Raw genomic sequence first — 20,381 nt, forward strand, 5'->3', positions numbered from 1 at the left:
ATTCTCTCCTTTTCCGATCTACCGGAAGACAGATGCTTGTCCGCTGTCAAGGAAAACTCGCTTGCACTTTGGCGCGCCGGGCACCACATACAGCGCATGTTGATAGAAACCGAGCTGACACCAAACCCTGCAACCATAAAATTCCTTCCCGGTCGTATCGTGATGGAAAGCGGAACCCGCGATTTTGCCGATCCCGAAGAAGCAGCCGCCTCGCCACTGGCCGAGGCACTGTTCAATCTAGGCGATGTGACGGGTGTATTTTTCGGACGCGAATTCATTTCCGTAACCGCGGCGCCCGGAACGGAATGGGCGACGCTGAAGCCCGATGTGCTCGGCATTTTGCTCGATCATTTCAGCGCCAATATGCCACTGTTCCACGCGCCTGTGGCCGGTTTTTCGGTTCCGTCGTCGGACGCCGACTATCCGTTGGATGACCCCGCGGACGAGGATATTGTTACACAGATCAAGGAACTGATCGAAACCCGCGTACGGCCTGCGGTTGCCAATGACGGCGGAGATATCGTTTACCGCGGCTTCCAGAAGGGCGTTGTGTATTTGCAAATGCAGGGCGCCTGTTCCGGATGCCCGTCATCATCCGCCACCTTGAAAAACGGCATTGAGCAATTGTTGAAACATTATGTTCCGGAAGTCACCGAAGTCCGGGCAGCCTGAGCCAAAAAGTCCAGAAAGTTACCAAGATCATGAATTCCCCACTGACCGATGCAGCATTAGATCAACTGTTCCGTACAGCACGCACGTACAACGGATATCTCGATAAACCGGTCAGCGAAGCTCAGTTGCATGCCATCTGGGAACTGATGAAATATGGCCCGACATCGGCCAACTGCCTGCCCGCCCGGATTATCTGGTGCACCAGCACAGAAGCAAAGGAAAAGCTTGCCGCACTGACGATGCCGGCAAATGGCGAGAAGATTTTAAAGGCTCCCGTAACGGCAATTATCGGCATGGACATGGAATTTTACGAACAGTTGCCGGAATTATTCCCCCATACCGATGCACGCAGCTGGTTTGTTGGAAATGCGGAGCTCATAGAGAAAACGGCATTCCGCAACTCCAGCCTGCAAGGCGGCTATTTCATCCTTGCAGCGCGCGCGATTGGCCTGGACACCGGACCTATGTCCGGTTTCAACAATCAGGCGGTAGACGAAGCCTTCTTTGCCGGAACCGGCATCAAATCCAATTTCATTTCCACTCTCGGATATGGTGATCCGGAAAGCATTTTTGGCCGCAGTCCCCGTCCGGAGTTTGCCCGTTTCAACACTGTCGTGTGACGGATGGACCGGCTTTCGTGCGCACTCTTGTCATCGATACGGCGACGAAAGCCTGTTCGGTCGCGCTGTTTGATGGCGACAATCTGATAGCATCACGTTTTGAAGTTATCGGGAGGGGTCATGCGGAACGGCTTTTGCCCTTCATTTCGCAAATGCCCGATAAGGGTCGCGCAGATCAAATATATGTGAACGTCGGACCCGGCAGCTTTACCGGCATCCGGATCGGCCTTGCTGCGGCAAAAGCCCTTGGACTTGCCTGGCGCGTTCCGGTTCATGGATATGGGTGTCTTGCGCTGGTCGCTGCTATGACAGTTAGCGAATATCCTGATGCAACCAAAGTGGACGTGCTCATGACCGGTGGCCATGGCGAATATTTCTTTGGCAGCTTTGATCAGGCAAGCGAAGCGTTGGGGGAAATCAAATCCATAAAGGCCGAACATGTTGGCAGCCATTCCACGGCAAAACTGATCGCGGGCGACTTTGATGTGGGCGATGCCGGCCGCATCTGGTTCGAAACGCTGCCGGATGCACGAAAATGGCATCTGTTACGTCACGCCGCCCCATTGAAGCCCAGCCCCGTCTATGGCCGTCCACCCGATGCAAAGCCGGCAATGGTGGCAATATGATCCGTGTCATCGAAGGCGACGCCTCCCAAATCGCATCCATCATGCCGATTATGGAGAGCGCCTTTGACCCTGCCTTCGGCGAAGCCTGGACATCAGCACAATGCCTGTCCGCGCTCGCCCTGCCGGACTGCCGCCTTTTGATTGCGCAGGACGATACCATGATATGTGGCTTCGCCATTAGCCGCTGGGTATTGGACACTGAAGAATTACTTATGATCGGTGTAGCAAAAGAACGTCAGCGACAAAAAGTTGGGACTATATTACTTCAACAAACTATCAAATTGGCCAGTGAAGAAAACCGAAGCCAGCTCTTTTTAGAGTGCAGAGATGGTAATCATGCTATCGAATTTTACAGCAACATAGGTTTTAAGCCGATTGGTAGGCGTAAAAACTACTATAAAAGCTCCGATGGTGTTCGGCCCGATGCAATCACGATGGCCTATGCCTTATAGGATTAATAGCTTTTAGACCCAATGTTGACTCTCAATAACATCACCGATACGTGATTTTACGCTAGGAAAACAAAAACAGGGTCCAGGAGGCTAATATGTCCCAAGAACGCAATGATGCGGCAGAATTGCTCATCACTTTAACTGCAGATATTGTTGCCGCACATGTCAGTAATAATAGTGTTGCTGTGTCAGATGTGCCGATTTTAATTGGAAACGTCCACGCGGCACTCACCGGCTTGACGAACGAAGTGGAGGCACCGGCAGCAGCGCTGGAGCCTGCGGTTCCCGTGCGCAACTCTATCAAAAGAGATTACATCATTTGCTTGGAAGACGGTAAGAAGTTGAAAATGCTGAAACGGCATTTGATGACCCATTATGGTATGACGCCGGATGACTATCGCGCAAAATGGGGCCTTGCCGCAGATTATCCCATGGTTGCGCCCGCCTATGCCGAACAACGCCGCGTGCTGGCAAAGGCAATCGGTCTGGGTCGCGCACCTGGTTCCGGTCGCAAGAAAAAGGCCAAATAAATCCATTTTTATTTCGGCATTCCACGTTGAATGAACATGTTGGAGAGAGGCCGGACTAGCATCCGGCCTTTTTCTTTGACGAATCGTCCGCTGCCACTAAACATCTGCCGCAATGGACACGAAAATCGACATCGAAGCGCTCTGTCAGGAACGCGGGTTACGTATAACCGACCAGCGTCGCGTCATCGCACGTGTGATTTCCGATGCTACCGACCATCCCGATGTCGAAGAATTATACCGCCGATCTTCTGCAATCGACCCGAAAATCTCGATTGCGACCGTGTATCGCACCGTCCGCCTTTTCGAAGAGGCCGGAATTTTGGACCGTCACGATTTTGGCGATGGCCGTGCCCGTTATGAAGCATCTCCGGAGGCACATCACGACCATTTGATCGACGTCGAAACGGGTCGCGTTGTGGAGTTTGTAGATCCCGAGCTGGAAGCGCTGCAAAAGATCATCGCCGAACGCTTGGGATATCGTTTGGTGGACCATCGTATGGAGCTTTACGGCGTTGCCATCGACCGCAAGGATTGAACGGCGCAATCCGGCCGCATTCATCGCCGGGCAGATCATGTTTTTGCTCCGCCTGTTGGTAATGGCCTGCAGCCTTATCGCCGGTCTTGTTCTCCACAATTTCTGGCGTCTTTTCAGACTGGAGTCGCCTTGGCCCCGCTTATTCCTACTGTCCATTAGCTGGACCAGCGGTATCGCCACGGCCACAACGGGCGTGCGGATCCGGCGCAATGTCTTTTACGCGGCGAACCACCATAGCTGGATTGATATTCCGGTCATGTCCGGCGTCACCGGTTGTACATTTGTTGCCAATGACGGGATTGAGAGCTGGCCTCTGATTGGCTGGCTTTGCAAGATCAACAACACGATATTTGTCAGCCGCGAAAACAAGTTGAGCGTCGGAAACCAGGTGGACGAATTGCGCGACGCCATCACCGGCGACCAGCCCGTGACCATATTTCCGGAAGGCACGACCCACGACGGTTCTGGACTATTGCCTTTCAAGCCCTCTCTGTTCGCAGCCCTTGTTCCCCCTCCCCCCGGTATGCTGGTCCAGCCTGTTTATCTGAGTTACGGACGGCATACGCATCGGATTGCATGGGTCGGCGATGAAAAAGTCACAGACAATTTCTGGCGGCTGCTTTCCTATCTGAAGCCCATAACCGCGACCCTGCATTTTCTCGAACCCTTTGATCCTGCCCATTATCCCGATCGCAAGGCCATTTCGGCTGAAGTGCGGGCACGCATCGGCTCGGCGATGGAGGGTGGCGGCCAGAGCATGCCCTATGTATAGGCGCTCCGCATGAGTAACAAATCGCCTAAAACCTATTCCATCAAAAATTACGGCTGCCAGATGAACGTCTATGACGGCGAACGCATGGCAGAACTGTTTGACGCCCAGGGTATGGTTGCTGCCGACGACAAAAATGATGCGGATATTGTTGTCCTGAACACCTGCCACATACGCGAGAAAGCGGTGGAAAAGGTCTATTCCGAAATCGGCCGTCTCGGCAAAACAAGCCGCGCAGAAGGTGGACCTATGATTGCGATCGCAGGCTGCGTTGCGCAAGCAGAAGGCAGTGAGATCAGCCGCCGGGCACCGACGGTCGATATTGTTGTAGGCCCCCAAGCCTATCACAATTTGCCACAGATGATCGCGGATGTGACCAAAGGCAAACGGGCCGTCGACCTTGATTTGCCGGGTCTCGATAAATTTTCCCAATTGCCACCGAAACGCAAAACGGGCGCTTCGGCATTTCTGACCGTGCAGGAAGGTTGCGATAAATTCTGCACCTATTGCGTCGTGCCCTACACCAGAGGGGCCGAGGTTTCACGCAGCTGGAAGGCGTTGCTGGACGAAGCAAAGGCCCTGGTCGACAGCGGCGCCAAGGAAATTACGTTGCTCGGCCAGAATGTGAACGCATGGTCCGGCGAAGATGATAAGGGCCGGATGCAGGGGCTGGACGGCCTAATTCGTGCGCTTGACCAGTTGGATGGTGTGCGCCGGATACGGTATATGACGAGCCATCCCAACGACATGACCGACGGCCTGATCGCGGCACATGGCGATGTCGAAAAGCTGATGCCGTTCCTGCATTTGCCGGTGCAAGCAGGGTCCGACCGCATATTGAAGGCAATGAACCGAAGTCACAGCCGCGACAGTTACATGCACATTCTGAACCGCGTACGCGCCGTGCGTCCCGATGTCGCACTTTCGGGCGATTTCATCGTTGGATTCCCGGGTGAAAGCGATGCTGACTTTGAAGATACGATGAGCCTCGTGCGGGCGGTCGGTTATGCGCAGGCTTTCTCGTTTAAATATAGCCCGCGACCCGGAACACCCGCCGCCGAAATGTCCGACCAGATCCCGACCGATGTCATGGACGACCGGCTTCAGCGGTTGCAAGCACAACTGATCGCGGACCAGACAGCATTTAACGCGCGGACCGAGGGCAAGGTCTGCGATATATTGCTGGAACGGCCCGGGAAATTGCCCGGCCAGTTGATCGGAAAATCCCCGTGGCTGCAATCCGTGCATGTGCTTGCGCCGGGGCTAACTATCGGTGATATTGTTACCGTTACAATGAGTGAGTCTGGACCACTAAGTTTGAAAGGCGATCCGATAATGAGAGCAGCAGCCTGAATGGCAAAAAGGGCGCAAGCGCAAGCAGGAGACATGTCGCGGCTCGAAATGAGCTTTGACAAACCCCATTTGATCAATGCTGTTTTCGGCGAATTTGACCGAAATCTGGTCACCATAGAAAACCGTCTGGGCGTATATATCTCGGCACGTGGCAATCGCGTGCAAATTGAGGGCGAAGCCGGCGCAACCGCGCGGTCACGGGACATATTGAATGATATCTATTCCCGCGTCCTGCGTGGCGAGAACATTGATGCAGAGGCTGTGCAGGCCATTATCGCCATGACTGCGGAACCGACATTGGAAGGCATCGTGCGCAAGGAAGTATCCGATGCGCCCGGCATCATGATCCGTACCCGCAAGAAGACACTGGTGCCGCGTTCGGCAACGCAGATTCCGTATATGGAGGCACTTGCGCGCGACGAGATTATTTTCGCGCTCGGTCCGGCAGGCACGGGCAAGACCTATCTCGCGGTCGCACAAGCGGTCGCGATGCTGATAACTGGCGCCGTCCAGCGTCTCATCCTGTCCCGCCCTGCGGTCGAAGCCGGCGAGCGACTGGGCTTTCTTCCCGGGGATATGAAGGAAAAGGTCGATCCTTATTTGAGGCCGATTTACGACGCGCTCTACGATTGCCTGCCTGCCGAGCAGGTCGAACGGCGCATTGCATCAGGCGAAATCGAGATCGCGCCGATTGCCTTCATGCGCGGACGTACGCTGGCGGATAGTTTCATCATTCTGGACGAGGCCCAGAATACGACAGCGGCGCAGATGAAGATGTTTCTGACCCGGTTTGGCATGAACAGCCGGATGGTCATATGCGGGGACCCCCATCAGGTCGACATTCCAGGTGGAGAGCGCATGTCCGGCCTGAACGATGCAGTCCAGAGACTTGAAGGTGTTGAGGGCATCAAGACGATCCGGTTCAACAGCGGCGACGTCGTCCGGCACCCGCTGGTCGGGCGGATTGTCGATGCTTATGAGGGCGGGAATGATTGATGTCGATCTGACGATCGGACTGGAATGGGGCAATAGCGGTTTCGGGCAGGTTGAAGTTGAAAAAGCGGTCGATGTGGCGGTCCGTTTCGCCGCCGTGCCTGAGCTTGCCGACCCCGTAGTTCCGGTCAGCGTCAGCATCAAATTGTCCGATAATGCCGAGGTGCATGCCCTGAACCGGGAATGGCGGGAAAAGGACAAGCCAACCAATGTGCTTTCGTTCCCGATGCTGGATGATGACGAACTGGATGCCTTGATTGAAGGCACCTATGAAGCACCCGAGATCATGCTCGGCGATATCATTCTGGCATTTGGAATATGCGAGGCAGAAGCGGCGGACAGAGGCATAGAGGTCGCCCATCACGCAACCCATTTGGTGATCCATGGCATGCTTCATTTGCTGGGCTATGACCATATCGAAGATGATGAGGCGGAAGCGATGGAGGCACTGGAGGTAAAAGCGCTTGCATCCATGGGCCTACACAATCCATATAGCGACTAGTTCAGGGCAAAAAGAGGTACTGATTTTCCCCAATGCCAGAGGGTGACAGTTTTGGCGGTGTAAAACCCGCAAGTGACGACGATAGCGACGGACGAATATGGCAGCGGTTAAAGACGATGTTCTTCGGCCGCGACCACGAACCGACACTACGCGAGCAGCTTGAAGAAGCGATTGCCGAACATGAAGAAGACAGCGAAGATCGCGGGCAGCCGGACAATGACGGCGACCTGACGGCTGTCGAGCGCACAATGCTGCGCAACCTGCTGCATTTTTCGGAACATCGCGTTGACGATGTCATGGTCACCCGCAGCGACATCATCGCGATCGAGGAAAGTGCAAGCTTTGCCGAATGCGTCGCCGCCTTCGCCGAACATGGCCATAGCCGCCTTCCCGTCTACCGCGACAGTCTGGATAGCATCATTGGCATGATCCATATCAAGGACATCTTCGCCGTCTTGGCCGAAGGCCGCGAAACGCCCGAAAATCTAGAAGCCTTCATTCGGCAACCGCGCTTCGTTCCCCAGAATATGAGCGTTCTGGCTTTACTTGACGAAATGCGGCGCACGCGCACCCATCTTGCGATTGTTCTCGATGAATATTCGGGAACCGAAGGCCTCGTTACCATCGAGGATCTGGTCGAAGAGATTGTCGGGGAAATTGAAGACGAACATGACGACGAACCCGAGGAAATGTTCCGTCAGATAAGCCCGGAGATGTGGGAAGCCGATGCACGCGTCGAGCTGGACGACCTTGCCGAAGCGCTTGACGCAAAACTGGCCGAAGTGGACGAAGATGTCGACACGCTGGGCGGCCTAGCCTTTGTTATTGCAGGGCAGGTTCCGAATATCGGGCAGATGTTGCTGCACGAGGCGAGCGGCTGGCGGCTGGAAATTGTTGAGGCCGATGATAAACGGGTATTCAAAATCCGTTTATTCCCGCCCGTAGAAGCGGACGAAGACGAAGACGCATAACTGGGGGTTTAAGGGGCGAGCTTTGCCGCCCTGCCCCGCCAATTCTCCGCAAGTGACGATAGGTCCCGCAATTCCTTCAGTGCATTTGCGGCATCCGGCGCACGATGTCCGCCGCCGATCAAAAGATGAAATACGCGGTCGATGGTCCAGTCATGTGGTGCCTGTTCGATCTGTTCAATCCGGTCGAACGGGGCGACCTCGCCCCCTTCGATGACCCGGAAGTAACCGCCGCATCGTCCGGTATTGATAACCAGTGCGGAAAGTCCATGAACCGAAAAATGATGGTCGATTTTCCAGCAAGGTTGACGCCCTTGCGAAATCTCCACAACCGCTTTGCCGATACGGAACCGGTCGCCAATGCGAACCTTATCTTCGGTGAGCCCCGATGCACTGATATTTTCGCCGAAAGCGCCCGCTTTTTCCAATAGCGGATGTGCCATTCCCTGCTCTGCGAAGTGGGCGATCCATTTGGGATAATGTTCCGCCGGATAAAAGTGCACAGCCTTGTCAACGCCGCCGTGCACTGTCGGGTCAGCTACCTTATCCCCTTCAAAGCCGAGTTTCCGTAGCATTACCGGACGATCAACCGCTTCGCGCGCCATCGCGCTTTTCGTTCCGTCTGCGCGAAAATCTTTCGGTCCACCGATCAGCAGGCTGTCTATTTGGCTCAATATCATCCCACCGTGATAGCGGGCAAAGCGTTAAACCAAAACTCCAATTGGCTGTGCAAGGGTCAGGACCTGGGCATGGGAAGGAAAATAATGTTGCGGATTGGCAATCCGGAAAGCGGTAGCTAAAAGCCCAACGATGCAAATGAGCAATCTCCGCATTGCGCTGTTCAGCGGCAATTATAATTATGTCCGCGATGGCGCGAACCAGGCGTTAAACCGTTTGGTTGGCTATCTGTTACGTCAGGGCGCCCATGTGCGCGTCTATTCCCCGACGGTTGAAAACCCTGCTTTTCCGCCGACCGGCGATTTGGTCAGTGTACCGTCCATGGCCATTCCCAACCGCCCGGAATATCGCATACCCTTGTCACTTTCACCCAAAGTCAAACGTGACCTGGCGCAGTTCGCGCCCAATGTTATTCATATTTCAAGCCCTGACCGGGTTGCGCGGCAAGCCGCCAAATGGGCGCGCAAGCGGAACCTGCCGGTCCTGTGCTCTGTACACACGCGCTTCGAAACCTATTTTCGCTACTATAATATGTCGTTCGCAGAGCCTCTGGTCGAAGCATGGCTGCGACGGCTGTATCGCAAATGTGACGCGCTTGTGGCCCCTTCGGAAAGCTTTGCCCAGGTCCTGCGTGAGCAACGCATGAATTATGATATCGATATCTGGTCCCGGGGTGTGGATCGGGAGATTTTCAATCCCCAGCGCCGCGACCTCGACTGGCGGCGATCACAAGGGCTGTCCGACGAGCTGCCTGTCATCGGCTTCCTCGGCAGACTGGTCATGGAAAAGGGCCTGGACGTATTTTCAGATACCATTGATTTGCTCAACCGGCGTCAGGTGGCGCATCAGGTCATGGTTATCGGCGAAGGCCCGGCCCGCGGGTGGTTTGAAAGCCGCTTGCCACATGCCCGGTTTGTTGGTTTTCAGGGGGGCGCTGATCTCGGTCGTGCGGTTGCTGCGATGGATGTACTCTTCAACCCCAGCGTTACCGAAACATTTGGCAATGTGACGCTTGAGGCCATGGCATGCGGCCTTCCCGTCGTAGCGGCAAAGGCCACCGGCAGCCAAAGCCTTGTAGAAGACAAGATGTCCGGTCGCCTCATTCTTCCGGGCGCCATTAACCAGTTTGCTGACGTGCTTCAGATATATTGCACCGATAAGGAACTGCGCCTGAAACATGGTTCGGTCGGCGAACAAAGATCCCTCGAATATAGCTGGGACGCCATCAACCAGACCGTTGCAGACACTTATGTACGCCTCATACGGCAGCGGGCAGCACGCGCCATGGCCGCATAATGTCCGATCTGTTCGGATCTCAAGAGCAACAGGAAATCCCAAAGGCAAATGCGCCACTTGCCGACCGCCTGCGCCCTGCATCGCTTGGCGAGGTCATTGGTCAGGAGCATTTGACGGGGCCTGACGGCGCAATCGGACGGATGGTTGCGGCCGGCACCTTGTCATCCATGATATTGTGGGGGCCACCAGGCACAGGAAAAACCAGCATTGCCCGCCTGCTCGCAGATGCGGTTGGAATGCACTACAAGCCGATATCGGCTGTGTTTTCGGGTGTCGCCGATCTGAAGAAGGCTTTTGCCGAAGCGGAAACGATGGCACGCACGGGCAAACAGACGCTCTTGTTTGTTGACGAAATCCACCGTTTCAATCGTGCCCAGCAGGACGGCTTTTTGCCATTTGTCGAAAGTGGCGTCGTGACACTGGTCGGTGCTACTACAGAAAATCCGTCTTTTGAGCTGAATGCGGCATTATTGTCCCGTACACAGGTGATGGTACTGCGCCGGCTGGACGATGAGGCGCTGGGAACATTACTTGACCGTGCGGAAGCTGCAGAACAGCGGAAATTGCCGATTACCGAGGACGCCCGGTCTGCACTGATCTCAAGCGCTGATGGAGATGGACGGTTCTTGCTGAATCAGGCCTCCACCTTGTTTTCCATATATGTGGAAAATCCCCTCGATCCTGCGGGTATGGCGGCGTTGCTGCAAAAACGAATGCCGGTTTATGACAAGGATCGTGAAGGGCATTATAATCTTATATCCGCACTCCATAAAAGCCTTCGCGGGTCAGATCCCCAGGCTGCGCTATACTGGATGGCGCGCATGCTCGTGGCGGGTGAGGAGCCGCTCTATGTCCTGCGCCGTCTCGTCCGCTTCGCGAGCGAGGATATCGGCCTTGCCGACCCGCAGGCACTTGTCCAATGTCTGGCGGCGAAAGACGCCTATGAATTTCTCGGCAGTCCGGAGGGCGAACTGGCGATCGTTCAGGCCTGTCTGTATCTGGCAACGGCCCCCAAATCCAATTCGGCTTATAAGGCCCAAAAGGCTGCATGGAAGTTGGCAAGGGAGACAGGATCCCTGATGCCGCCTGCGCACATCCTGAATGCTCCTACCAAGCTGATGAAGGATATCGGCTATGGCAAAGGATATGCCTATGACCATGATGCGGATGAAGGATTTTCCGGTGCAAATTATTGGCCGGAGGAGGTCAAGCCGGCGTCCCTTTACCAACCTGTCGAGCGCGGCTTTGAACGTAAGGTCATTGAGCGCCTTAACTATTGGGAAAATTTAAGGAAAAGCATCAACAACAATGGCGGGTGAGACCGAATTACTGCGCAGCAAAAGTGCAGCATTTAATCGAACCTATACCCGCTTCGCTTGCGTTGACTGGTCTGGTGCAAAGGGTGATTCCCATTCGGGCATTGCCCTTGCCATTTGCGGGAAAGGGACCGAGGCGCCGGTGTTGATTGACCCGCCCGGAAAATACTGGTCGCGAAACGGGGTTGCGCAATGGCTTCTGGCGCAGGACGATGACCTTCTGATCGGTTTCGACTTCAGTTTCGCGCCTCCTCTGGTGGAGCGCGGCAGCTATTTGCCGGGCGAAAACGTGCCGGAAACGGCGCGGGAATTCTGGAAATATGTCGATTCACTTTGTTCCGACCCGGATCTGGGTGCCGCATCGTTTCTGGAAATCCATCACCGCAAACATTTCTATCTCGGCGCAGCCGATGGTGCCAAAGCACAATATATGCATCTTCGCCGGTGCGAAGCCCATTACAACGCGCAAGGCGGCGGAAAGCCCTCTACGGTCTATGATGCGGTTGGCGCAGCACAAGTCGCGAAGGCCAGCTTTGCAGGTATGCGGTTTCTGCACATGGTGGGGTCACGGCATCCTGTCTGGCCATTTGACCCTCTTTCCGAAAAGGGGCCGCAAATTGTCGAAATCTATACGCAGATTGCCGCGCGCGCTTCGGGTTTGCGCAAGGGGTTAAGCAAGATCAGGGATGCAAATGGCCTGGATTCCGCGCTCGCAACGCTGGGTTGCAAGCCCCACAGGCCGCTATCCCGCTATACGGATCACGCTACCGACGCGATCCTGACCGCAGCCTGGTTACGCCAAAATGCCGGAAATACGTCTTTCTGGACCCCCGAACCCTTGAATCCGCACATTGCGCGAACTGAGGGCTGGACCTTTGGCGTTATTTGAGGCTAAGGGGCGCTCAGCGTGCCGGCTTAGCTCAGTTGGTAGAGCACCTGATTTGTAATCAGGGGGCCACGGGTTCGAATCCTGTAGCCGGCACCACATTTCCCGACACTATCGCGCCCGACGGCACCGATCCGAACAATAGCGGACATTTTCCCAGTCCTTCGCCCATTTTTTGCGCCATGCAAACGGCTTTTGGCACGCCGCGCATATCTTTTGGGGCAGGTCAGATTTCCGTACCATTTTCGGCATTCAAATGCTGCCTTTTCCCCGTGACTTGGTTAACGCAAGCGTATCATTTTTATCGCACTTTCAACAATATTTTTACGCGGCAAACTAATATTTGCTGCGCAGCATTTGTGCGGTTATTAAATCATCAATGCTTCTTGGCAGCTCAGAGGGATGCTGGGGGCGATAAAAAATAAACATCCCCAAGAAAAGCCGGAATACCGGCAAAAAAGTTTAACAGGAGAGAGATTATGAAATTGGGAAATAGGTTGATCAAAGCGACCATGCTGTCCACCATCAGCATCGCTTCGCTTGGGTTGGGGACCATTGCACATGCGCAGGACACTGCGCCACAGGCCGAAGAAGAAGCTTCGGAAGATGACGTCATCATCGTCACCGCAACAAAGCGTGAGCAAACATTGCAAGATGTGCCGATTTCCGTTTCGGTCACCAGTGCAGAAACAATTGAACGCTCGCAAGTACGCGACCTGATCGACCTGCAAACTCTCGTTCCGTCTCTAAAGGTTGGCCAGCTGCAAAGCTCGGCAAATACCAACTTCATTATTCGCGGCTTCGGTAACGGTGCCAACAACTCGGGCATCGAGCCGTCGGTCGGCGTGTTCATTGACGGTGTCTACCGCTCGCGCTCAGCCGCCCAGATTGGTGACTTGGCCAATATTCAGCGCGTGGAAGTGCTGCGCGGTCCGCAGTCGACCCTTTTCGGCAAGAACGCATCTGCTGGTATCATCAGCATCGTCACCAAAGAACCGCAGTTTGAATTTGGCGGCGGCGTAGAAGTTTCATACGGCAATTATGACGCCCTGGTTGTGAAAGCCAATGTCACCGGCCCGATTGCCGATACCCTCGCCGTCAGCCTTGAAGGCAATTACAACAAGCGTGATGGCTATGTGGATGTGGTCAATCTCGGCACCAAGTCGAACGATCGCAACCGTTGGGGCGTTCGTGGCCAGATTTTGTGGGAGCCCAGCGACCTTGTTAAAGTTCGTCTGATTGCAGATTATGACAAGATCAACGAAATCTGCTGCGGCGTTGCCAACGTCTTCAATGGCCCCACGGGTGCTGCGATTGCAGCCTTGGGCGGCAATATCGACCGCAACGATCCTTTCAGCCATGAAACTTTCCAGAACTTCGAATCCGTCAACAATATCAAAAACTACGGTTTTTCCGGTCAGGTTGATTGGGACCTGACTGATGCTATTTCACTCACCAGCATCAGCGCCTATCGTGCCGTACGGTCGTTTACAAATCAGGACTCGGATTTCACCAGCGCTGACCTGATCGGTAACAACCAGGCTGATACCGCCATCAATACCTATACGCAGGAACTGCGCGTCGCATCCGATTTCGATGGCATGTTCAACTTCCTGCTCGGCGGTTTCTACTTCAAAGAAGATATCGACATCCAGTCGCAGCTTCTCTTTGGCCGCGATTTCCGCAACTATGCCAACCTATTGAGCGGTGGCGCCTATATTGCAAACGAACCGCTTCTGCGCCTTCTCAATGGCATTCCGGCGACGGTCGCACCGTTCGGTTCACAAGGTCTCGGCCGGTTCGAGAATTTCGATTACAAAAACACGGCCTGGTCGATTTTTGGACAAGTCGATCTGGAGTTGACGGATGGTCTCACTCTGACCGGTGGATTTAACTACACCAAAGACCGGAAGGCCGTTGCGTCGAACAACTCCACGACGGATACTTTCTCCACAATCGATCTGATCCAGACTGCCGCAAATGCGGGTATTCCAGGGACTATTCCTGCCGGAACATTCCCGGGACAAACCACGGCCCTGTTCCCGCGGACCACGCCCTGTACAACCGGAGCACCAGCAGGAACCTGCAACCCGTTCCTTGGCTTCCGTCCGTTGCAGTTTTTGCCAGCCTTCCTGAACTTCCCGAACGCAGTAGAAAGCGGCAAGACACGCGATAGCGATCTGTCCTACACTCTGCGTGCGAACTATAAGTTCAGTGACCGGATCAGCGGCTACATCACCTACGCGACAGGTTTCAAGGCAACCTCCTTCAACCTGTCGACCGACAGCCGTCCCTTCCCGACCGACTTTATTCCCGGTTCGCCCGCCCAGGTTCCTGCACCTGCAGCATCGCCGATCCGCAGCGCCGGTCTGGCTCTGAACAACCTCACCACAGGTACGCGTTTTGCAGGTCCTGAAGATGCGGTCGTGTACGAACTCGGTCTGAAAGGTCAGTTCGACGGATTTGGCTTCAATCTGGCCCTGTTCAAGCAAGTTTTGAAAGGTTTCCAGAGCAACGTATTCTCGGGCACAGGCTTTGTGCTTGGTAATGCGGAAAAGCAATCGACACGGGGTATGGAAATTGATGCGACGATCTCGCCAACTCGCGATCTGAACTTCACCGTTTCCTATACCTATCTGGATCCCAAGTTTGACAAGTTCACCGGCGGTTCCGCATTCAACGCGACCAACAATATTGTGCCCACCGATCTGACCGGACGCACACCGACCGGCATCTCGAAGCACAGTGTCTCTGTTGGCGGCACCTATAATATCGAAGTCGGTGGCGGAAACAGGCTGGTGCTGCACTCGGATTACCAGCTCAATAGCGCCTACCAGATTGCGCAAGGTCTACCTTTCAAGGCAGCCATCGAATCGCTCAACGCATCGGTGTCTTTTGCCATGGAGAACGGACTTGAGCTCAGCCTGTGGGGCCGTAACCTGACCGAGCCGAAGTATAACCCTGTTATCTTCGCATCTGTGGCACAATCGGGAAGCCTTTCGGGCTATCCGCCGCCACCGCGTTTCTACGGCGCGTCGGCCAAGTTCAAGTTCTAAAGCTTAACTCTGGAGGGGAGAATGCCGGGGCAGCCATGCTGCTCCGGCTTTTTCTTTGCCTACTTCAATTGGGACGCAGCAACACACACCGGATCGCAGCCGCGATCAGGCATATATATTGCGTTGATTGAGACACCGGAAAAGTGGTGCCCGAGGGCGGATTTGAACCACCGACACGCGGATTTTCAATCCGCTGCTCTACCCCTGAGCTACTCGGGCTACACGGCAAAAACCGCGTGGGAGCGCAGCCTATAGAGACGCGATATACCCCTTGGCAAGCGCAAAATCAGTCTTGTGAAAAGCTATCTATACTATCTTCATAATCCGCGGGCGGACCGGGCACCCGATATCCTTCGTCAAGCCACTTCAGCAGATCGCGATCCTTACATCCCTGACTGCAAAAAGGCCGAAAATCGGGATTTTGCGGCTTATTGCAAAGAGGACACTGATTAGCTCTGCGCGACATGCACATGCCCATAGCCGCTGCATTTTTCGTCTGCAATGACGGTGACAGCAGCCCCGGCCAACCGTTCGCACTGCGCCCGGACTGTTTGCCATTCCGCCGACAGCATCAAGGTTGCCACTGCAGTGCTCGCGGTGACCGTGCGAATTCCAAAACCTTTGGACCGCGCCACATCCCGATAAAGCCAAAGCGCCTTTGTCTCGTCGGACAGGGCACGGATCGATGTGCCAAAGATCTGGTCCAGCACAGATGGACGAGGCCGGCTGCGAACAACCTGCATCAAACCAAAGCCGTTTATAGCGCTGCGCTCAAATGACCTTCTGTCAGCGGCGGATGCCGCGTCAAACTGTTCTGCGACCTCCTGCCGCTTTGCCTTTGATTCCATTGCCACGAAATCGATCATCACCATTCCGCCAATCTGAAACAGGCGCAACAGCCGCGCAATTTCACTGGCGGCGGCACTATTGAGTGCGAATGGATCACCTGTTCCGTCGATATCGAAAACAAGCCCCGCTTTCGTGCGTTGGAAATGCACGATGGCGTTACCCGCAACAGAATGGCCCGCCAACGCAACATCGAACAAGTCATCGAGAATCTTTGGTTCCGGCTCGGCCTCGGCCGCGAGCATAGCCAGACGCCTGTTCCATAACTGATCCGGATCGGCTTGCGCAACGAGGGATTCGACCTGTTTCGCCTCTGCCGGTTTAAGGCGTCCGGGTTCAGCAATTTCTTCGCGGGTTATCTCATAAGAGAGGTAGGCACCTTCGGATGAACCGACAGATTTCCGTATCAACAGCTCACGACCGGAACCGTCTATTATATAGCCACCCGCAGGCGTTTTTCGATCCAGACGTCCCGTTGCCTGCTGCCCTAAAATAGGCCGGAGGTCGCGCTGAAGGTGAATTTCGACAATTTTACCATTTTCAACCAGAGCCGCCCGCCGTTCACCCGGGGCCGTATCGGTCCAGATTTCAATCAAGGGGATATCCCGATGCCCGCAAAAGCGCGCGGGTTTCGTAAAGCGGCAATCCGATCACGCCGGAATGGCTACCTGCCATCCAGTCAATCAGCGCTTCCGCCCTGCCCTGAATGGCATAGCCGCCCGCCTTGCCAAGCCCTTCGCCGCAGTCGACATAGTGCTTGATTTCGTCTTCGCCGAGGCGCTTGAATCGAACAACAGTGTCACAGATCCGGCTACGCAGGCGACCTTCCGCATCTATAACCGCAACAGCACTCAAAACATGGTGCCGTCGTCCACTAAGCAGTTCGAGAAATCCGCGCTGCATTTCGGCATCCGCGGCTTGTGGCAAAATCCTGCGCCCGACCGCGACAGTCGTATCACCCGCGACCACGATTTCGCCTGCATGGCGCACGACGGCTACAGCTTTTTCTTCTGCCATCCGAAGGGCATAAACGCGCGGCACTTCGCCTTTGCGTGGATTTTCGTCGATGTCGGGCGATGCTATCCGATCCGGAACGACGCCGAGACGCGCGAGCAAGTCCCGCCGACGCGGGCTGGACGAGGCCAGTACAAGTTTGGGGTCCAGACCCAAGGTCTGCGCCGCCTTATTTGAAGCGGTAAGTGATCCGGCCCTTGGTCAGATCATAAGGTGTAAGTTCGCACAAAACTTCGTCACCCACCAAAACGCGGATGCGGTTCTTGCGCATTTTGCCTGCGGTATGGCCCAAGACTTCATGGCCATTTTCCAGCTCGACACGAAACATGGCGTTGGGCAGCAATTCGCGTACCGTGCCACGCATTTCGAGTAATTCTTCTTTTGCCATTCGGCCCCTTAAAATGCTTGAAATTCTAATGTTGCAGCGCCCTTAGCTTGTCTGCGCGTAAAAGGAAAGAGGCACCGCACAAAAGCCGTATTGCGACAAATTATGACAAAGTTCAGCTTCCGTCCATTATCCAGAAGTCTATGAACACTGAAAACAATATCAAGAATAGAGTTTCTCCCCCATGCGTATCATCCCCCTAAGCGCCCTATTACTTGCTTCAACGGCAATGCCCGCAATTGCTGCGACGGAAGAACAGCCCGTCGGCAGCACCGTCGGTATGGACATTGCCGAGGAAGAGCAGAGCGAAGAAAATGCATCAAACGAAATCGTTGTAATCGCCGAACGCATCCGAGGATCAGTGGATACGGACGTACCGCCCGTTGAAGAGTTGAATGAAGCAGATATCGCCGCTGTGGGCGCGTCATCGCTGACAGACCTCGTTGCCGCTGTTTCGCCACAGACAAATTCGGGACGCGGACGTGGCGGCGGGCAGCCCGTTATATTGCTGAACGGCCAACGCATTTCGGGTTTCCGGGAGTTACGCGACCTTCCCCCTGAAGCGGTAAAGCAGGTGCAGATCTTTCCGGAAGAAGTTGCCCTGAAATACGGGTTTCGCCCTGACCAGCGCGTAATCAACTTCATCCTGAAGGACAATTTTTCCTCATTTGCAATGGAAGTGGAGCATGCCCAGCCTGAAGATGGCGGATTTGCCACCAATGAATTTGAGGCAACCCTGACCCGGATCGGGGCCAAAACGCGCATCAATCTCGATGTGCAAATCGAACGGCAGACGCGTTTGACAGAAAATGAGCGTGACCTGATTCCGGCAGACAGTTCCTTACTCGCCCGGGGTGGTAACATCAGCGGACTTGGCGTCAATGGCGAGATTTCGCCGGCTCTATCGGCGCTCGCAGGCAGTATCGTCACACAGGCAGGTGTCCCGACAGGAATTGCCAACCCCAGCCTTTCCCAGTTCGCATCGACAGCCGGACGGTTAAATGATGGCAATATTGGCGAAGTCCGTACGCTGTTGCCCGAGACGGAACGGCTTGAAGTAAATGGAACATGGAGCAGGTCGCTGGGGCCGCAGTCGGTGGTATCGATCAATGCCAACTATGCTCTCAACGGCAGCAGATCCCTTCTGGGGTTGCCAGGCGCAAGCTTTGTCCTTCCCGGGACAAGTGCCTTTTCACCCTTTGGTACGGATGTGACGGTCAGCCGTTACTTCGATACGCCACGTCCTTTGGAAAGGGAAAGCGAGACACATCTGTTCCAAACCGGCGGCACATTAAATCATCTGATTGGCGGCTGGCGGTGGACGGTTACCGGCAATTATTCGCGGACCGACAGTGAAACCCGCACAACCCGCAACGTGGACTTTGCCGGCCTGCGTGCCGCGGTCCTTGCAGGGACCGCAAACCCTTTCGCAGCGGATTTCGGGAATGATCTGGTCTTTTTGGCGCCGGATCTGGCAAGCAGCCTTGTCCAGAATATCGATACAAGAAGTACAATCGCCGGATCGCCTTTCACATTACCCGCTGGCGAAGCGCAGATGACATTTGCATCCGGGTTTACCCGCCAAATGCTGGACAGCGATACCTACAGGCAGGGCGTCGTAACCGATGTCGCATTGCGCCGTAACATCATCAATCATTCGGTAAATGCCGAACTGCCGCTGACCGGACGCGATTTCGGTCTGGGCCGTATCATCGGTGAATGGGCGATCAACGGCAATATCGGGTTCAGTGACCTGTCCGATTTCGGCCGTCTTACAGAATATGGCGCTGGTCTCCGCTGGTCACCGGCAAAAAATCTGACTTTTCAAGCGTCGATCACCGGAGACGAAAATGCACCGGGCATTGGTCAATTGGGTAATCCGCTCTTGGTTACGCCCAATGTCGCCACCTTTGATTTTGCTACCGGTCAAAGCTCCTTCATTACCGTGCTGAGCGGGGGCAACCCTGCTCTTGTCGGCGAAAAGCGCCGCGATCTCATTCTGAATGCCAACTGGAACCCGACATTCATCAAGGATTTCGGGTTGCAGGTCAGCTATTTCAGAAACAACAGCCGAAATACGACCGCGAACTTTCCGTTGCTTACTCCGGAAATCGAGGCGGCTTTCCCCGGTCGGGTCACGCGGGATGCCAACGGCCAGTTGCTGAGTATTGACCAGCGACCAGTGAATTTTGACCAGGAAAAATCGCAGCGGATCCGTTGGGGCTTCAACGTATCAGGTGGTATCGGCAGCCAGCCACAAGGCCGGGGCCCCATGGGCGGTCCGCCGGCAGCAGGTGGCCCCGGCGGCGGACGTCCGCCCGGTGCAGGCGGCCCACGCGGTGGCGGCGGCGGTCGCGGCTTTGGTGGAGGAGGCGGCTTTGGTCCCGGCGGCGGAATGCCAAGCCGGTGGAACCTCGCGCTTTACCATACATATCGTATTGAGGAGGAAATACTCATCCGCCCCGGCGTTCCGGTACTCGATTTGCTGAATGGATCGGCGGTCAGCAGTAACGGCGGTGCATCACGGCACGAGATCGAGTTATCCGGCGGCGTGTTCCACAAAGGCTTTGGCCTGCGTCTGCAAGGAACTTACAAAAGTGGGACAACGGCCGATGGCACAGGCCTGCCCGGAAGCACCGACCTAAGGTTTAGCGACCTTGCCGCTATCAACGCGTTTTTGTTCGTCAATCTGGATCAGCAAGCGCGCGTCATAAAGGCCATGCCTTTTCTGAAAGGCAGCCGCATCACATTGCGTATCGATAACATCCTGAACGATGTCATCGATGTACGGGATCAAAATGGCAATGTACCGTTGGGATATCAGCCCGCATATCTTGATCCACGCGGCCGGGTTTTTGAGCTGAGCTTTCGAAAGCGTTTTTAG

The 20,381-nt window shown here is 55.0% G+C and carries 22 protein-coding genes and 2 tRNA genes; 17 read left to right on the forward strand and 7 right to left on the reverse strand.

The features are described from left to right. Positions 1-96: 96 nt before the first annotated feature. The 11 genes from FOM92_RS05315 to FOM92_RS05365 all read left to right on the forward strand — a co-directional run bounded on the left by FOM92_RS05315 (position 97) and on the right by FOM92_RS05365 (position 8,023). Positions 97-672 (forward strand): NifU family protein, encoded by a 576-nt coding sequence (locus FOM92_RS05315; RefSeq protein ID WP_143776328.1) that lies wholly within the window; start codon positions 97-99, stop codon positions 670-672. Between the two features lie 29 nt (positions 673-701). Beyond that, positions 702-1,292, forward strand: coding sequence for a malonic semialdehyde reductase (locus tag FOM92_RS05320; RefSeq protein WP_143775740.1), 591 nt, complete (start codon positions 702-704; stop codon positions 1,290-1,292). 17 nt (positions 1,293-1,309) lie between these two features. Then, entirely contained in the window at positions 1,310-1,918 is a 609-nt protein-coding gene (gene tsaB / locus FOM92_RS05325; RefSeq protein WP_143775741.1) for a tRNA (adenosine(37)-N6)-threonylcarbamoyltransferase complex dimerization subunit type 1 TsaB, read from the forward strand. Beyond that, entirely contained in the window at positions 1,915-2,370 is a 456-nt protein-coding gene (gene rimI, locus FOM92_RS05330; protein ID WP_170226792.1) for a ribosomal protein S18-alanine N-acetyltransferase, read from the forward strand. The genes tsaB and rimI overlap by 4 nt, the downstream gene beginning before the upstream one ends. Positions 2,371-2,465: 95 nt before the next feature. Next, positions 2,466-2,900, forward strand: coding sequence for a Ros/MucR family transcriptional regulator (locus tag FOM92_RS05335; RefSeq protein WP_143775743.1), 435 nt, complete (start codon positions 2,466-2,468; stop codon positions 2,898-2,900). A 112-nt stretch (positions 2,901-3,012) separates the two neighbouring features. Next, positions 3,013-3,435: a Fur family transcriptional regulator gene (locus FOM92_RS05340; protein WP_143775744.1), complete on the forward strand. Its 423-nt coding sequence runs from the start codon at positions 3,013-3,015 to the stop codon at positions 3,433-3,435. Continuing rightward, complete coding sequence (locus FOM92_RS05345; protein ID WP_246087152.1) at positions 3,413-4,207, forward strand: lysophospholipid acyltransferase family protein; 795 nt, start codon at positions 3,413-3,415, stop codon at positions 4,205-4,207. Before FOM92_RS05340 ends, FOM92_RS05345 begins: the two co-directional genes overlap by 23 nt. Before the next feature lie 9 nt (positions 4,208-4,216). Further along, positions 4,217-5,557, forward strand: a complete 1,341-nt coding sequence (gene miaB, locus FOM92_RS05350; protein WP_143775745.1) for a tRNA (N6-isopentenyl adenosine(37)-C2)-methylthiotransferase MiaB — start codon at positions 4,217-4,219, stop codon at positions 5,555-5,557. A 33-nt stretch (positions 5,558-5,590) separates the two neighbouring features. Beyond that, entirely contained in the window at positions 5,591-6,553 is a 963-nt protein-coding gene (locus FOM92_RS05355; RefSeq protein WP_425473365.1) for a PhoH family protein, read from the forward strand. Beyond that, a complete protein-coding gene (gene ybeY, locus FOM92_RS05360; RefSeq protein WP_143775747.1) occupies positions 6,546-7,052 on the forward strand; it encodes an rRNA maturation RNase YbeY in 507 nt (168 codons plus the stop codon). Before FOM92_RS05355 ends, ybeY begins: the two co-directional genes overlap by 8 nt. Positions 7,053-7,084: 32 nt before the next feature. Beyond that, positions 7,085-8,023 (forward strand): hemolysin family protein, encoded by a 939-nt coding sequence (locus FOM92_RS05365; RefSeq protein ID WP_143775748.1) that lies wholly within the window; start codon positions 7,085-7,087, stop codon positions 8,021-8,023. Positions 8,024-8,031: 8 nt separating this feature from the next. Here the strand turns inward: FOM92_RS05365 and FOM92_RS05370 are convergent, their stop codons facing one another. Further along, positions 8,032-8,700, reverse strand: a complete 669-nt coding sequence (locus FOM92_RS05370; protein WP_143775749.1) for an MOSC domain-containing protein — start codon at positions 8,698-8,700, stop codon at positions 8,032-8,034. A gap of 130 nt (positions 8,701-8,830) precedes the next feature. Here FOM92_RS05370 and FOM92_RS05375 point away from each other — a divergent pair, with 130 nt between their 5' ends. The 4 genes from FOM92_RS05375 (at position 8,831) to FOM92_RS05390 (ending at position 12,295) form a co-directional block, all read left to right on the forward strand. Continuing rightward, on the forward strand, positions 8,831-9,994 hold the full coding sequence (locus FOM92_RS05375) for a glycosyltransferase family 4 protein (protein WP_143775750.1): 1,164 nt from the start codon (positions 8,831-8,833) through the stop codon (positions 9,992-9,994). Then, positions 9,994-11,313 (forward strand): replication-associated recombination protein A, encoded by a 1,320-nt coding sequence (locus FOM92_RS05380; RefSeq protein WP_143775751.1) that lies wholly within the window; start codon positions 9,994-9,996, stop codon positions 11,311-11,313. The genes FOM92_RS05375 and FOM92_RS05380 overlap by 1 nt, the downstream gene beginning before the upstream one ends. Further along, positions 11,303-12,199, forward strand: a complete 897-nt coding sequence (locus FOM92_RS05385) for a hypothetical protein (RefSeq protein WP_143775752.1) — start codon at positions 11,303-11,305, stop codon at positions 12,197-12,199. Before FOM92_RS05380 ends, FOM92_RS05385 begins: the two co-directional genes overlap by 11 nt. Positions 12,200-12,219: 20 nt before the next feature. Then, positions 12,220-12,295 (forward strand) — tRNA-Thr (locus FOM92_RS05390). Between the two features lie 12 nt (positions 12,296-12,307). Here FOM92_RS05390 and FOM92_RS05395 read toward each other — a convergent pair. Further along, the gene (locus FOM92_RS05395; protein ID WP_143775753.1) at positions 12,308-12,448 is read right to left on the reverse strand and encodes a DUF2256 domain-containing protein; all 141 of its coding nucleotides are present in this window, start codon (positions 12,446-12,448) and stop codon (positions 12,308-12,310) included. Positions 12,449-12,675: 227 nt separating this feature from the next. Here FOM92_RS05395 and FOM92_RS05400 point away from each other — a divergent pair, with 227 nt between their 5' ends. After that, entirely contained in the window at positions 12,676-15,252 is a 2,577-nt protein-coding gene (locus FOM92_RS05400; protein ID WP_143775754.1) for a TonB-dependent receptor, read from the forward strand. A 144-nt stretch (positions 15,253-15,396) separates the two neighbouring features. Here FOM92_RS05400 and FOM92_RS05405 read toward each other — a convergent pair. From FOM92_RS05405 to infA, 5 genes are all read right to left on the reverse strand, one after another. Next, positions 15,397-15,471, reverse strand: a tRNA-Phe gene (locus tag FOM92_RS05405). 67 nt (positions 15,472-15,538) lie between these two features. Further along, the gene (locus FOM92_RS05410) at positions 15,539-15,718 is read right to left on the reverse strand and encodes a DNA gyrase inhibitor YacG (RefSeq protein ID WP_143775755.1); all 180 of its coding nucleotides are present in this window, start codon (positions 15,716-15,718) and stop codon (positions 15,539-15,541) included. After that, entirely contained in the window at positions 15,702-16,694 is a 993-nt protein-coding gene (locus FOM92_RS05415; protein ID WP_143775756.1) for a ribonuclease E/G, read from the reverse strand. The genes FOM92_RS05410 and FOM92_RS05415 overlap by 17 nt, the downstream gene beginning before the upstream one ends. Then, on the reverse strand, positions 16,687-17,262 hold the full coding sequence (locus tag FOM92_RS05420) for a Maf family protein (RefSeq protein WP_143776330.1): 576 nt from the start codon (positions 17,260-17,262) through the stop codon (positions 16,687-16,689). The genes FOM92_RS05415 and FOM92_RS05420 overlap by 8 nt, the downstream gene beginning before the upstream one ends. A gap of 19 nt (positions 17,263-17,281) precedes the next feature. Continuing rightward, the gene (gene infA, locus FOM92_RS05425) at positions 17,282-17,500 is read right to left on the reverse strand and encodes a translation initiation factor IF-1 (protein WP_125230427.1); all 219 of its coding nucleotides are present in this window, start codon (positions 17,498-17,500) and stop codon (positions 17,282-17,284) included. A 181-nt stretch (positions 17,501-17,681) separates the two neighbouring features. Between infA and FOM92_RS05430 the strand changes: the two genes are divergently transcribed. Next, positions 17,682-20,381, forward strand: coding sequence for a TonB-dependent receptor (locus FOM92_RS05430; protein WP_143775757.1), 2,700 nt, complete (start codon positions 17,682-17,684; stop codon positions 20,379-20,381).

Source organism: Sphingorhabdus contaminans, assembly GCF_007280415.1.
GTDB lineage: Bacteria > Pseudomonadota > Alphaproteobacteria > Sphingomonadales > Sphingomonadaceae > Sphingorhabdus_B > Sphingorhabdus_B contaminans.

Coding starts and splice junctions, on each gene's coding strand:
- FOM92_RS05315 (WP_143776328.1), top strand. CDS start 97: ATGTTGATAGAAACCGAGCTGACACCAAACCCTGCAACCATAAAATTC.
- FOM92_RS05320 (WP_143775740.1), top strand. CDS start 702: ATGAATTCCCCACTGACCGATGCAGCATTAGATCAACTGTTCCGTACA.
- rimI (WP_170226792.1), top strand. CDS start 1,915: ATGATCCGTGTCATCGAAGGCGACGCCTCCCAAATCGCATCCATCATG.
- FOM92_RS05335 (WP_143775743.1), top strand. CDS start 2,466: ATGTCCCAAGAACGCAATGATGCGGCAGAATTGCTCATCACTTTAACT.
- FOM92_RS05340 (WP_143775744.1), top strand. CDS start 3,013: ATGGACACGAAAATCGACATCGAAGCGCTCTGTCAGGAACGCGGGTTA.
- miaB (WP_143775745.1), top strand. CDS start 4,217: ATGAGTAACAAATCGCCTAAAACCTATTCCATCAAAAATTACGGCTGC.
- FOM92_RS05355 (WP_425473365.1), top strand. CDS start 5,591: ATGTCGCGGCTCGAAATGAGCTTTGACAAACCCCATTTGATCAATGCT.
- ybeY (WP_143775747.1), top strand. CDS start 6,546: ATGATTGATGTCGATCTGACGATCGGACTGGAATGGGGCAATAGCGGT.
- FOM92_RS05365 (WP_143775748.1), top strand. CDS start 7,085: ATGCCAGAGGGTGACAGTTTTGGCGGTGTAAAACCCGCAAGTGACGAC.
- FOM92_RS05370 (WP_143775749.1), bottom strand. CDS start 8,700: ATGATATTGAGCCAAATAGACAGCCTGCTGATCGGTGGACCGAAAGAT.
- FOM92_RS05375 (WP_143775750.1), top strand. CDS start 8,831: ATGCAAATGAGCAATCTCCGCATTGCGCTGTTCAGCGGCAATTATAAT.
- FOM92_RS05380 (WP_143775751.1), top strand. CDS start 9,994: ATGTCCGATCTGTTCGGATCTCAAGAGCAACAGGAAATCCCAAAGGCA.
- FOM92_RS05385 (WP_143775752.1), top strand. CDS start 11,303: ATGGCGGGTGAGACCGAATTACTGCGCAGCAAAAGTGCAGCATTTAAT.
- FOM92_RS05395 (WP_143775753.1), bottom strand. CDS start 12,448: ATGCCGAAAATGGTACGGAAATCTGACCTGCCCCAAAAGATATGCGCG.
- FOM92_RS05400 (WP_143775754.1), top strand. CDS start 12,676: ATGAAATTGGGAAATAGGTTGATCAAAGCGACCATGCTGTCCACCATC.
- FOM92_RS05410 (WP_143775755.1), bottom strand. CDS start 15,718: ATGTCGCGCAGAGCTAATCAGTGTCCTCTTTGCAATAAGCCGCAAAAT.
- infA (WP_125230427.1), bottom strand. CDS start 17,500: ATGGCAAAAGAAGAATTACTCGAAATGCGTGGCACGGTACGCGAATTG.
- FOM92_RS05430 (WP_143775757.1), top strand. CDS start 17,682: ATGCGTATCATCCCCCTAAGCGCCCTATTACTTGCTTCAACGGCAATG.